This window comes from Porphyromonas sp. KLE 1280, assembly GCF_000700805.1.
Classification (GTDB): Bacteria; Bacteroidota; Bacteroidia; order Bacteroidales; family Porphyromonadaceae; genus Porphyromonas; species Porphyromonas pasteri.
On the sequence record NZ_KL362963.1, the window covers coordinates 112,697 to 125,708 of the forward strand.

The 13,012-nt window shown below is 57.9% G+C and carries 13 protein-coding genes; 6 read left to right on the forward strand and 7 right to left on the reverse strand.

The genetic code is table 11. The annotated features are described in order from the left end of the window. The first annotated feature begins 17 nt into the window (after window positions 1-17). The 6 genes from mltG to HMPREF1121_RS04135 are packed head-to-tail and all read left to right on the forward strand — an operon-like array spanning window position 18 to window position 4,487. Complete coding sequence (gene mltG, locus HMPREF1121_RS04110) at window positions 18-1,124, forward strand: endolytic transglycosylase MltG (protein WP_044114877.1); 1,107 nt, start codon at window positions 18-20, stop codon at window positions 1,122-1,124. Beyond that, the gene (locus tag HMPREF1121_RS04115; protein ID WP_044114878.1) at window positions 1,121-1,891 is read left to right on the forward strand and encodes a tRNA threonylcarbamoyladenosine dehydratase; all 771 of its coding nucleotides are present in this window, start codon (window positions 1,121-1,123) and stop codon (window positions 1,889-1,891) included. The genes mltG and HMPREF1121_RS04115 overlap by 4 nt, the downstream gene beginning before the upstream one ends. Beyond that, window positions 1,888-2,589 carry an ABC transporter ATP-binding protein gene (locus HMPREF1121_RS04120; RefSeq protein ID WP_198019158.1) on the forward strand — a complete coding sequence of 234 codons (702 nt, stop codon included), beginning with the start codon at window positions 1,888-1,890 and terminating at the stop codon, window positions 2,587-2,589. Before HMPREF1121_RS04115 ends, HMPREF1121_RS04120 begins: the two co-directional genes overlap by 4 nt. Before the next feature lie 12 nt (window positions 2,590-2,601). Further along, entirely contained in the window at window positions 2,602-3,306 is a 705-nt protein-coding gene (locus tag HMPREF1121_RS04125) for a ComEA family DNA-binding protein (RefSeq protein ID WP_044114879.1), read from the forward strand. A gap of 5 nt (window positions 3,307-3,311) precedes the next feature. Next, the gene (hemB, locus tag HMPREF1121_RS04130; protein ID WP_044114881.1) at window positions 3,312-4,286 is read left to right on the forward strand and encodes a porphobilinogen synthase; all 975 of its coding nucleotides are present in this window, start codon (window positions 3,312-3,314) and stop codon (window positions 4,284-4,286) included. A gap of 12 nt (window positions 4,287-4,298) precedes the next feature. Then, window positions 4,299-4,487 carry a hypothetical protein gene (locus HMPREF1121_RS04135; RefSeq protein WP_009432826.1) on the forward strand — a complete coding sequence of 63 codons (189 nt, stop codon included), beginning with the start codon at window positions 4,299-4,301 and terminating at the stop codon, window positions 4,485-4,487. Between the two features lie 173 nt (window positions 4,488-4,660). On the opposite strand, the gene HMPREF1121_RS04140 is transcribed toward HMPREF1121_RS04135, so the two are convergent. From HMPREF1121_RS04140 to HMPREF1121_RS04175, 7 genes are all read right to left on the reverse strand, one after another. Continuing rightward, window positions 4,661-6,478 carry an LTA synthase family protein gene (locus HMPREF1121_RS04140; RefSeq protein ID WP_044114882.1) on the reverse strand — a complete coding sequence of 606 codons (1,818 nt, stop codon included), beginning with the start codon at window positions 6,476-6,478 and terminating at the stop codon, window positions 4,661-4,663. Between the two features lie 317 nt (window positions 6,479-6,795). Next, window positions 6,796-8,595, reverse strand: a complete 1,800-nt coding sequence (locus HMPREF1121_RS04145) for an RNA-binding domain-containing protein (protein WP_044114883.1) — start codon at window positions 8,593-8,595, stop codon at window positions 6,796-6,798. Between the two features lie 2 nt (window positions 8,596-8,597). Further along, complete coding sequence (locus HMPREF1121_RS04150) at window positions 8,598-8,789, reverse strand: phospholipase D-like domain-containing protein (protein WP_009432858.1); 192 nt, start codon at window positions 8,787-8,789, stop codon at window positions 8,598-8,600. Window positions 8,790-9,481: 692 nt separating this feature from the next. After that, window positions 9,482-9,859 (reverse strand): RidA family protein, encoded by a 378-nt coding sequence (locus tag HMPREF1121_RS04160; RefSeq protein ID WP_044114886.1) that lies wholly within the window; start codon window positions 9,857-9,859, stop codon window positions 9,482-9,484. 48 nt (window positions 9,860-9,907) lie between these two features. Continuing rightward, window positions 9,908-10,471: an aminoacyl-tRNA hydrolase gene (gene pth, locus HMPREF1121_RS04165; RefSeq protein ID WP_044114887.1), complete on the reverse strand. Its 564-nt coding sequence runs from the start codon at window positions 10,469-10,471 to the stop codon at window positions 9,908-9,910. 12 nt (window positions 10,472-10,483) lie between these two features. Then, the gene (locus HMPREF1121_RS04170; RefSeq protein WP_044114889.1) at window positions 10,484-11,626 is read right to left on the reverse strand and encodes a glycosyltransferase family 4 protein; all 1,143 of its coding nucleotides are present in this window, start codon (window positions 11,624-11,626) and stop codon (window positions 10,484-10,486) included. A gap of 46 nt (window positions 11,627-11,672) precedes the next feature. Further along, complete coding sequence (locus HMPREF1121_RS04175; RefSeq protein ID WP_044114891.1) at window positions 11,673-12,938, reverse strand: MFS transporter; 1,266 nt, start codon at window positions 12,936-12,938, stop codon at window positions 11,673-11,675. Window positions 12,939-13,012: the final 74 nt, after the last annotated feature.

The following is a 13,012-nucleotide window of genomic DNA, read 5'->3' on the forward strand; positions in this document are numbered from 1 at the left end:
CCGACATCCCACTCCGTATGAGTAAGCATTCAGTAGCCCATTACCAGCGGCTCAATGGCCGACGCTCCTTCTCCTCGCCCCACCGCAGTCGTGGCCGAGGTACGCGCATCTTCGTCATCCTGATCCTCATCATCGTAGGCGCAGCAGCCCTCGCTGGTGGCTATCTCTATACCACACCTGCAGGTCGCCCCGTCACCGACACGACCTACCTCCTCGTAGCCCCAGGGAGCAACTATGCCGAGCTACGTGAGCAGATGCAGAAGAAGCTCTGGCTGCGCTTCCCCCGTGTCTTTGATCGCCTTGCGGCAGTGCAGGGGCTTAGCGAGACGGGCGACGCGCTGCGCCCAGGTCGCTATGCCGTCCTCCGCTCCACGACGATGCAGGAGCTCATCACCCTCCTCAAGGAGGGGAAGGACAGCCCGCTGAAGCTCACGCCTCCCTCCGTACGCAAGGACTCTGAGCTCGTGGACTTCCTCGCCCAGCACCTCTGGGTGAAGGCCGACACGCTCCGCACGCTCCTCGCTGACTCCGCCCTCATGGCGCAGTATGGCACGAAGCCAGGTGCCTTCTACTCCGAGGTCATCCGTGAGCCCCACACCCTGCGCTGGGCTGCCTCAGGGCGCGAAGTCCTCGACAGCCTCCAAGCCCACTACCAGCTCTTCTGGAAGGGTAAGCGCACCGAAGAGGCTGAGCGCCTCGGGCTCAATCCCCTTGAGGTGACGACACTCGCCTCTATCGTCGAGAGCGAATCAGGCAAGCGCGATGAGTACCGCCGTATCGCTGGGCTCTATCTCAACCGTCTGCGCAAGGAGATGCGCCTACAGTCTGATCCCACGGTCAAGTATGCCCTCGGCAACTTCGACCTCAAGCGCATCCGTGGCGAGCACCTCATGGTGAACTCCCCCTACAATACCTACAAGGTCACGGGCCTGCCCCCGACGCCTATCATCCAGCCCCGCACGAGCACCATCGACAGCGTCCTCGCTGCCGAGAGCCACGACTACCTCTATATGTGTGCTAAGGAGGACTTCTCAGGCTACCACAACTTCGCCTCCTCCTTCGCCGTACACATGCTGAATGCTAAGCGCTACCAGCAAGCCCTCAACGACCGAGGCATCCAATGAACCAGCCCCAGCAACAGACTTCTCCCGAGGCGTGGACCGAGCGTACCCGCCTCCTCTTCGGTGACGATCGCGTGAGCGAGCTCGCCCAGTGTCACGTCCTCATCGTCGGTCTCGGCGGTGTCGGTGGCTTCGCAGCCGAACTTATCGCCCGTGCAGGTATCGGCCGTATGACTATCGTCGACGCCGACATCGTGCAGCCCTCGAACATCAACCGCCAGCTCGTAGCCACCACCGAGACCATCGGCGAGGCGAAAGCCAGCGTCCTCGCCGCACGCCTTCGCGCCATTAATCCCCGCATCCAGCTCGAGGTCATCGAGGCCTTCCTCAAGGATGAGAATATGATCGAGCTCCTCGACCGTCACCGCTACGACTACGTCATCGACGCCATCGACTCGCTGAGCCCGAAGGTGCACCTCATCGCCAAGTCCATAGAGCGCGGCCTGCCGATCATCAGCTCCATGGGTGCAGGTGCCAAGAGCGACCCGACGCAGATCCACCAGGCCGACCTGAATAAGAGCTACAACTGTACGCTGGCACGTGCCCTGCGCAAGCGCCTGCGTAAGTTCGGCATCCGCAAGGGACTACCCGTGGTCTTCTCCACGGAGCTACCGAACTCCGATGCCGTCAAGGAGATCGAGGGCGAGCAGTGTAAGCGCTCTACCGCTGGCACCGTCTCCTATATGCCCGCGCTCTTCGGCTGTCATCTGGCGGCCTACGTCATCCAGCATATCCAGCATCACCCCACCACTGAGCCTACCAGCCTATGATCATCGAGGCTACCCATATCCATAAGAGCTTCGGCTCTCTCGAGGTCCTCAAGGGTATCGACCTCACCGTTGCGCCCCGAGAGATCATCTCCATCGTCGGAGCCAGCGGTGCAGGGAAGACGACCCTACTCCAGATCCTCGGCACACTCGAAGCCCCTGCCGAAGGTGCTTCGCTGAAGATCTGCGGGGAGGAAGTCACCCGCCTCAGCGCCCGCCGTCAAGCCGAGCTCCGCAACCGCCAGATAGGCTTCATCTTCCAGGCGCACCAGCTCCTGCCGGAGTTCACCGCACTAGAGAACGTTATGCTCCCTGCCCTCATCGCAGGAGAGTCCCGCTCGAAGGTACGTGAGCGTGCCCTCGGCCTCCTCGAGCGTCTCGGCCTTGCGGAGCGTGCCTCGCACAAGCCTGCCGAGCTATCGGGTGGTGAGAGCCAGCGTGTCGCCGTAGCCCGCGCCCTCATCAATTCGCCTGCGGTCATCTTCGCCGACGAACCATCGGGGAGCCTTGACACGGCGAATAAGCAGAGCCTTCACCAGCTCTTCTTCGATCTGCGCGACGAACTCGGCCAGACCTTCGTCATCGTCACCCACGACCCCGACTTTGCCGCCCAAGCCGACCGTATGATCGTGCTGCGTGACGGCCGTATCGAGGCCATACACACCCGCACCGAAGCCCCCACCGAGGAGCACGTCGGCTAAGCCACCCCAGCGATGCGTCAGAGGAAGACCACCACGAGCCGCAGTGAGCGCCTATTCTTACTCATCCTCTCGCTCATCACCCTCTCGGGGCTGGCACTCTATGCCTTCGCCCCGCACAGCTCGCCCGCCCCACAGCCTATGCAGGCGACCGAAGCGGGGAGCAAGCTCCAGAGCAGCACACCCGAAGGGCAGCAGCCCCACCACGATAGCCTCATACGTGACCCGCACTATGTAGGCCCGCCAGCAGGAGCTACAGCACGAGGGGAGAAGTTCGCCCACTACGTCAGCCTTGACCTCAACCGCATCGACTCGCTGACGCTCCTGCGTATCCCAGGCATCGGCCCTGCCTACGCCCATCGCATCCTCGCTCTACGTGAGCGACTCGGTGGCTACTACACCGTCTTACAGCTACAGGAGGTCTACGGTATGGATGAGGATAAGTTCCTCGCCCTGCGTCCGTGGTTCGTCATCAAGACACCGCCGAAGCGCTTCGCCCTCCCCCAGCTCCGTGCCGACTCCCTCCCCTGGCATCCCTACCTCTCCCGAGAGCAGAGTGCCACCCTGCGCAAGCTCATCCTACGCCACGGCAAGCATCTTAGCTGGGCAGTCCTGCGCTCTACGGGGCCTTTCTCCCGCGAGGATAGCATCCGCCTCAGCCCCTACTTCGTGGATGGCACGGCAGCACACACCACAGATAGTATTCCTAATCAACCATAAGCCCTATGTATCCAATCAGTCGTCTGCGTCGCCTACGCATGACCCCCAACCTCCGTGCGCTCGTTCGTGAGACCGCTCTCGAGCCTGCTGACTTCATCGCTCCCCTCTTCGTCGTCCACGGCAGTGGCATCCGCGAGGAGATCAAGACCATGCCTGGGCAGTACCGCCTCTCGGTCGATGAGCTCGTCAAGGAGTGCGAAGGCCTCTACAGTGTAGGCGTACTCTCGGTGATGCTCTTCGGTATCCCCGAGCACAAGGACCACACCGGTAGCGAAGCCTATTCACACAACGGCATCGTACAGCAGGGTATCCGCGCCCTCAAGGCCGCTCTGCCCGACCTCATCGTCATCGCAGATATCTGTATGTGCGAGTACACCGACCACGGCCACTGCGGTATCCTCCACGACCACTACACCGTGGACAATGATGCCACGCTCCCCTATCTCTGCCGTCAGGCTGTCTCCTTCGCCGAGGCTGGTGCCGACATCGTCGCGCCCTCCGATATGATGGACGGCCGTATCGCCGCCATGCGTCAGGCTCTCGACGAAGCTGGCTACGAGCAACTCCCCATCATGTCGTACGCTGCGAAGTTCAGCTCCGCCTTCTACGGTCCCTTCCGTGATGCTGCCGACTCCGCCCCCAGCTTCGGTGACCGCCGTAGCTACCAGATGGATCCAGCGAACATCCGTGAGGCCATGCGTGAGATCGAAGGCGATATCGCCGAAGGTGCTGACATCGTCATGGTCAAGCCCGCCCTGCCCTACCTCGACGTCATCCGCTGGGCACGCGACCGCTACGACCTACCCTTGGCTGCCTATCAGGTCAGTGGCGAATATGCCATGATCCAGGCCGCTGGTCTCAATGGCTGGATCGACCGCGAGCGCATCATGATGGAGAGCCTGCTCTCGATCAAGCGCGCTGGTGCCGACCTCATCCTCACCTACTTCGCCCGCGAAGCTGCAGAGCTCCTTCGCCGCTAAGAGCTGATCGCTATGGCCTACCGTCGTCCCCTGACCCCGACGCAGATGGTCGTCATCACCATCCTCTGGCTGGCGCTGGTCATCTGGATCATCTCCTCTGGCCTGCGCCTCGATGGCTTGACGATCCTCATGCTCGTCTGCTCGGGCGTCACGGTCTTCTATCCCATCATCAAGAGCTGGCGCGAGCGCAAGAAGAAGTAAGCCCAGCTCCACAAAGCGCAGCCCGCCCCCGTCCAGCATAAGTAGTGGACGGGGGCGGGCTGCTTTATGGAGGGGATAGGTTAACGATATGCCGATTTGCTTAACATATCCGCCACGATAGGTTAACGAAAACGGCATTTCGTTAACCTATCCACCTCGTGAAGGAGATGCCTTTACCTGCGGGCGAGGTCGTCGTGCGTCAGCTGGAGGAGCACACGACCGAGGGCTGTGCGGTGCTCCGAGGGCGCGGGAGTCACCTCGATACCACGGCCGCTGACATTGTCCATCACCGTGACGCCCGTGCTGTCGATGAAGCCAAAGCCATCATTGAACGTGTAGTAGGCGAAGGGATAGGTATAGTTCGGTGCAAGGACATTGCGGGCAAAGGTGAACGAGCGGTAGCTGAGCCCGAGCTGCGCCAGGAGCGTCGCCGAGAGGTCGGACTGCGTCATCAGCGCATCGACGACACGGGGCGAGCGCACCGCACCACCGATCCAGAGCAGCGGGATGTGGTGCACAGCCGTGCTATTGCGATCGTCCGAACCGAACTCCGAATAGCCGTGATCCGCCACACAGATGATGAGGAGGTCCTTCCACTGCGGGGTCGCCTTGAGACGAGCAACGAAGCGTCCCAGCGACTCATCAAGGTAGGCAAAGGCATTCGACACGGGCGAGGGCAGGCGCTTGTACGGCACGTCAAACGGCTCGTGACTGCTGAGCGTGAGCATCGTCTTGTACCACGGGCGGTCCGCAGGCATACGGACGATCTCATCATAGAGGACGTCGAAGGCAGGGCCGTCGGGCACACCCCAGTTCGTCCGCGGGAGGCTACGAGGGAGCGTGTGGTCGTCGGTGACCTGCTGATAGCCCGAGCCGAGGAGGTAGCCCTTCATACCAGTGAAGTTCGCATCGCCCCCGTAGAGGAAGCTCGTCACATAGCCCGCCTCACGCAGGCTCCCCGCGATGGAGGGCAGGGTACGGCTCTTCGGTGGGAGCTTCATCACCGAGTGCGTGGGGAAGCTCGTGTAGCCGCTGAGGATCGAGATGAGCCCGCGGTCGGTGCGGTAGCTATTGGCATAGCAGCGCGAGAAGAGGACACCCTCACGAGCCAGGCTATCGAAGTGCGGGCTGACCTCGGGATTCTCACCCAAGACACCCGTATAGCGAGCACCGTAGCTCTCGAGGACGAGCAGGACGATATTCGGCCTGCGAGTCGTGAGGAGCGTATCGCCCTCAAGGGACTCGGCGGGGAAGAGGTCTTTGGTCAGCTCACCGAGCGTCTTCTCATCGTAGGCATTGTACTCGGCATCGTAGTCCTCTGCCTTCCCCAGCGAGGAGAAGAGGCTGAAGAGCGGATTGACGGCAGCGTGATTGAGGTCCTGGCGGTCACTGAAGTAGACCTGCCCGACATTCGCGGTAGCTTGACTCACGCCACCACGGATCATGAGGAAGGTCGGGCCTAAGAGGAGGACGAAGGGCAGGGCGTAGAGTCCGCCACGGCGAAGCTGGGGCCAGCGCACCTTCGTCGTGCGGTCGAGTGCGAAGCCGACGGATAGGCCGATGACGAGCACAAGAAGGATTGAGAGGAGGATGAAGGGAAGGCTGACACTCGCGAAGGCTTCGCCTGGCTGATCCAAATAGAGGAAGATCGAAGCATCGAGCTTGAAGCCCCAGAAGGGATAGAGCCGCACATCGGTGATGCCCACGATGCTGATGAGGGCAGCCGTGAGGATGTGATAAGGTCGGAGGACGCGACGCGCGGGGAAGGTGCGGAAGAAGCAGCTCACTGCCGTCGTCAAGAGGGGTATGACGAGCAGGTAGCCCAGCACGGAGAAGTCCAAGCTCAGCCCGTGATAGAGTACAGCGAAGATGTCCCCCATACTCAGTGTCCCTTCGGCTGGGACGAGCAGAAGGAAGCAGCCCTTGAGGACGAGGAAGCTCAGCAGCACCACGAGGGCGAAGCGGAGGAGGTAAAGGATTCGTGAGCGCATCGTGCGACGAGTAGATCTATTTCTATTTGTCACAAAGGTACGGCTTGCCCCGCTAATCCCGCTCGCTCGGATAATAGACTGTTCCCTCCGCCTTCTCCCCACACCGTATAAGCCTATATTGGTCAGAGCAACCTTAGCACGAGGGATGGAAGAAGACGGCGCAAAGTAGGAACATACGAATAGCCCCACGGCATCCCTCAGGGAGAGGGAAGCCGTGGGGCTGATGCCGTAGATGAGGGCGGCAGAGTGGCAGGAGAAGGCAAGGTCAGTGGATGTACATGCTGGCTATCCCAAGAGATGTGTTCGGTGGCTTGACCTTACTTATTTACTGCTTTAATGGTGATATATTTCTGTGTCGGAGCGGTTTTACTTTCCTGCTGTGCACTCAGTCGTCCTTGGCTTAACAAGGGATCTATGTAGGTTCGCTTCATATAATAGCGATCGTTCACGTTCAGTTCTTGTGCTATTTCCAAGAGTGTTCGTGGCGTTTGACAAAAGTCCAGGATCAGCCTTTGCTTTTCTTTCCGGCTTTTACTCCTTGACTTTTTGGTGTCTACTCCTTGAGTTTTACTCCTTGAGTTTTCGGTGCTTACTCCTTGACTTTTACTCCTTGAGTTTTCTTCCAAGTTTCGATTGAGGACATACGAAGTCCAGCGGCCTTTGTTTTGTGCGGTCAGAAGCTTGCGTTCAGCTAAAGAGTACAAGAGCTTGCCCACTTGTAGGGCATTCTTATCTAAGAGTGTTTGTATCACACTATTCGTCACAGAGCCATCCATCCACGCCACGGAGAGGATGAAGATTTCTTCGCTGTCAAGCTGGCGTACCACTTGCTCTCCCAGGATCTTCCGTAAGTGCTGGATACATTCTTCTGCTATGACTGACTTCATAGAAATAGTCAGCTCGACGGTATGTAATTCGTTCGACTCACAGAGTAAAGGCTTCTGCCAGTTTTCTTTCTTACAAGCGTCTACAATAGTAGGGAATCCAGATCCGATATTATCACCATACCCCAGCATACGTAGCATGGATTGGATATGTGGGTTACGCGCTTTGGAGTTGCCCCCTTTATATATCTCCGCAATGGGCAGCTTGAGGGTGCCTGGATTAGAGAAGAAGAAGCGATCATCATGCTTCTCCACCCTGAGCACACCAGTCATCATATAATCAGCATGAATCACCAAGTTGGTCAAAGCTTCGCGGATGGCTTTATGCATCGGGGTATCGTCTTCTCGCTCGTATCCCTTGAGGACAAAGGGGCGCCTGATGTCCTGCACTAACCGAGCTAATACACGCGTAAAGAAGTTATAGAGATTATTCTCCCAGCTACCATCATAGGTAAGCCGATCGCTCCAGCGCTCCCCCGGCTGTAGATTAGTCTGATCCAGATAATCCAAGCGAATATTATCAAAGCGCTCTCTTATCGCCAATCCCTTGCCAAACATCAGCAGACCAGCCAAGGTCAGCCCCTCTCGTCCTGTAGCTCTGTCTTTAGTGTATCCTCCTAAATTGCGGAGAAACTCCTTATCGTCATAATCATTGAATAAATGCTCCGGATTGGTAGAGCGAAACCTATTGCGGAAAGCACGTAGCGTAAGCATATCTATATCCTCCATATCATAGTGCTCTATGAGCACCCCGTCGTTGCCCGCATCATTGGAGTCACGTATCATTGCCTTTACCTCCTCTTCGGTGCAATGATAATCACCTTCATGATTTCGCTTATAAGTTCCTTTATTCAGATTTCCATTTATGTATACGGGACGCTGTCTATAATTAGCCTGAGGGACATGTATGGACACAAGAAGCTTCTCCTCATATTCGATGACCTCCACATCGTCATCAGTCAGGATATTGGCGCTGACCTTATCGCTATTTAAACTATCAAAAAGCTCCTTCTTTAGTTTTGTGGGATCGTTTACCCCCGTTATTAGGTAGGGAGAGTCACCTTCTTCCTCTTTCTTCTCTGCTATTCCCAGAAGGATGTAGCCACCAATGGTATTAGCAAAGGCCGAATAAGTCTCCCATACAGACTTGGGGATACTATTCTCAGCCTTTTTTACCTCAAAATTGATTCGCTCCCTCAGAGCGAGTTGCGAGATAACGTCTTGTCTGTCCATCTTCAACCTCTTGCTGTAAGTAAAGCCTTCAGCTTCTTAATCTGATCGGCAAATAGCATCTGCTTGCTCAGCGCACGCTTTTGATAGGCATAGATCGAAAAGCAAGACGCCGCAAGAGATAGACGACTTCCAGAAGTGAGAGTAGTGCGCAAATCTTCGGCCAGTGTCGTATGTATGTTATCAATCAGCTTCATAACTCAGGCTTGATAGCCATAAAGATACGACATTGACCTGAGACAAACGAACAAGAACTTAGCGACTTGCACATCTCCCCGCATGATCGATGTCTCAGCAAACACGGCTGGTCACGAGCTTCGCTGCAATCGAAATAAGCAGGGCTATACGGCGCCTCCGTCGGACTATCATCCGTTCCTCAGCACCCTCCACACTACGAGGGGGTGGTATCGACCTATATTGGATGGCGAAGAAAGCTATATAGCTTGGTGACGTGACCTATAGCAGGTTGTTGCTCCGCGTAGGGATAAAAGTTGCGGATGAGTGGCAGATAAGTTTGGGCTACGTACGTGGATCTAATATCTACGTACGTGGATATTTGGATTGATGTACCTGGTCTTTAAGACTACGTACATAGATAGGGGGAAAGCACTACGTGAAGGCGCTTTTTTCTTCACGATAAGGACACTTTCCCCTCGGCTGGATAAGAGGAATACGCGCGATAAGGCGAAGGGCTTACGTATCACTACGGAGGGGCACAGCAGGGAGCTGGGCGTGCGATGCCTTAGCACTCTAAATATAGAGGACAGGACTCGCAGCAACAGTCGCATTCAGAGGGCGTGTGGAGTGGAGGGAAAAGAGAAGCCCCACGGCCTCCCTTCGTGAGGGAAGCCGTGGGGCTGGTGTGTGGTGTGTGACCTTACCGGGAGGCTTAGCCGCGGTGTGCGATGATCTCGATCTCTACGAGGCCGTTCTTAGGCAGCGTCTTCACAGCTACGGCAGAGCGTGCGGGGAAGGTGCCCGTGAACTGCTTCTCATAGACAGCGTTCATAGCAGCGAAGTTGCCCATATCAGCGAGGAAGCACGTGGTCTTGACGACCTGATCGATGGTGAAGCCAGCTTCAGCGAGGATCGCGTGGATATTGCGGAAGACCTGCTCGGTCTGAGCGGTGATGCCTTCGGGGAACTCGCCCGTAGCGGGATCAATACCGAGCTGACCCGATGCGAAGAGCATATCTCCGACGCGGATAGCCTGACTGTAAGGGCCGATAGCGGCTGGTGCCTTGGTGGTGGCAATGACTTGCTTCATGAGTAAGAGGTTGTATTTAGGTGATGAATAGTTGGACGACGGGGGCGATTACTTCGCGTTGAAGCGGTTCATCGTAGAGGCGACGCCCTCCAGGCAGAAGGCGATGGAGGCGTCAACGAAGGTCTCCAGACGCTCGGGCATCTGTGCCTCTTCCTCAGGGGAGAAACGCCCGAGGACGTAGTCTATTTGTGCGCCCTGTGGGAAGTCATTCCCGATACCGAAGCGCAGACGGGCATAGGACTGCGAGCCGAGGAGCTGGGCGATATTCTTCAGCCCGTTGTGACCCGCATCACTTCCCTTGCCCTTGAGACGGAGCGCACCGAAGGGCAGAGCGAGGTCGTCGACGATGACCAGCACGCGCTCGATGGGGATCTTCTCCGTGCTCATCCAGTAGCGGACAGCTTCGCCACTGAGGTTCATATAGGTAGAGGGCTTGAGCAGGACGATCTGCGCACTCTTAGCACGACCCATAGCGACATCGCCATAGCGCTTCGTCTCAAAGCGCACACCCAGACGGGCAGCGATGGCGTCGGCTACACGGAAGCCGATGTTGTGGCGGGTCATATCGTATTCAGCCCCGATATTGCCGAGGCCTACGATGAGGTATTTCATTGAGAGGGATAATTATTCGTAGGTGAGGAGGACGTTCTCATACACGGCAGAGAGGTCGCGAGCAAGGCGCTTCGGCGTGAAGCGCTCCACGTACTCACGGCCATCGGTGATCATCTTCTGACGCAGGGAGATGTCGATGAGGACGCGGTCGATCATGCTGGCGAGCATCGTGGCGTCACTGGGGTCGGTGTAGAGGCTGCTGGGGCCACCAGCTTCCTCCAGACAAGAGCCTGTAGCACCTATGACAGGCACACCAGCATTCAGAGCTTCGATGAGCGGGATACCAAAGCCCTCGAAGCGCGAGGGGTAGACGAAGACCTTCGCCCCGGCATAGACACCAGGGAGCAGCGCCGAGCCGACGCCATGCTTGATGTGCAGGCGGGAGAGGACGCCCAAGCGGCGGGCGCTGTCGACGACAGTATTTACATAGGGAGTCTTACGACCGACAGCCACGAGGTGGACGTCCTTGTCCTGAAGCTGGGCGAGTGCCTCGACGATGAGAGCGAGATTCTTACGCTCCTCGATACTCCCGACGAAGAGGATATAGCGCTCGGGGAGGTTCAGTGCCTGACGTGCCACTACGACATCCTCGGGCGTCACCGCCGCGAAGGCTTCGGAGCAACCCTGATAGACGGTCGTCACACGCTCCTCCTCAATGCCGAAGATATCGATGACATCACGGCGCGTCTGGTCGCTCACGGTGATGACGTGGTCGGCATGACGAGCCGACGCGCCGTACTTCTTGCGGTAGAGCAGGCGGTCAATGGGCTTGTAGAACTGCGGGTAGCGGATGAAGGCCAAGTCGTGCATGGTGACGACCGTACCTATGCGCTGGGCGTTGTACAGCCCGATGGGGAGCTCATTGGTCAGCCCGTGGAAGAGGTCGACATGCTCCGTACGACAGCGCGAGGCCACGGAGAAGTTGCGCCAGAGATTGCCCCCTGCGAAGGCCAGTGCACGATGGGGCGTGATGAGCCGCACCGAGCGATTGGACAGCAAGCGCTTGTAAAGCGAGGGGTCACCCGTGGAGGGCGAGAAGAGCAGATAGCGGTTCTCTGGGCGGAACTCCGTGAGCGTGTCGAGCACGAAGCGACTGTAGTTCCCGAGGCCGGTAGCATTGTGTGTAATGCGCTTGGCATCGAAGGCGATATTCATCGGCTCAGTGAGGCTACAAGAGGGATAAGGGACGAGGACGGGTGCACTACTTCGCCTCGGTGGCGGTATTGTAGCGGAAGAGCAGCGCGAAGAGCACGGCTACGACAGCAGCATAGCCAGCGAAGATGTACCAGCTCATACTCCAGCCTGCGAGGATCGCCGTCGCCTCACTCTGAGAGTAGACGAAGCGATTGATCACCGCCTGCGCACCGAGCGAGCCGAGCGTCGCACCGATACCATTGGTCATGATCATGAAGAGCCCCTGCGCACTGGAGCGAATCGAGGGGTCAGTCTCCTTGTCCACGAAGAGCGAGCCCGACACATTGAAGAAGTCGAAGGCCACCCCGTAGACGATCATACTCAGCAGGAAGAGCCATACGCCGCTACCTGGGTTACCAAGACCGAGGAGGGCAAAGCGCAGGACCCACGCCACCATAGCGATGAGCATCACACGGCGGATACCGAAGCGACGCAGCGCGAAGGGGATGAGCAGGATACAGAGCGTCTCGGAGAGCTGCGAGAGGGAGATGAGGATATTCGCGTACTTCACGCCGAAGGTATCAGCGTAAGCAGGAATCTCGCCGAAGGTGCTGATGAAGGGGTTAGCAAAGCCATTGGTGATCTGCAGGCTGACGCCGAGGAGCATCGAGAAGATGAAGAAGAGCGCCATCTTACGCTGCTTGAAGAGCACGAAAGCACGAAGACCGAGGGCTTCGACGAGGCTCTTGCTCTGCCCCTTGGGAGCCGTGGGGCAGTTGGGTAGCGTCTGCGCGTAGAGCGCCAGGACGAGGCTGATGATAGCCGAGACAGCGAACTGCCCGCTCGTAGCTTCGAGACCGAGCAGGCTCACCATGATCATCGTGCAGATGAAGCCCACCGTACCGAAGACACGGATCGGAGGGAAGCTCTTCACCAGATCCAGCCCTGCCTGGTCGAGCGAGGTGTAGGCCACGGAGTTGCTCAGTGCCAGCGTCGGCATGTAGAAGGCGACACTCAGCGAGTAGAGCGCAAAGAGGGTGGGATAAGAGGGCGTGTCGGTCTGCGTGTAGAGGAAGACGCCGAGCATCAGCATCCCAGCTAAGGTATGGCAGAGCCCTAAGAGGCGCTGTGCTGGGATCCAGCGGTCTGCGACGATACCCATGAGAGCAGGTATGAAGAGCGACACGAGACCTTGCATGGCATAGAAGTTCCCGATCTCGGAGCCGAAGCCTGCGGTACCGAGGTAGCGCCCCATAGAAGTAAGGTAGGCCCCCCAGACTGCAAACTGGAGGAAGTTCATCACGGTCAGGCGGAGCTTGATGGAGGACTGCATAGACGTAGTCGTATAGGTACTTAGGTAGTGTATAGAGTGACGCCCACAGAGAGCAGGGGATTCTCGGGGTGACG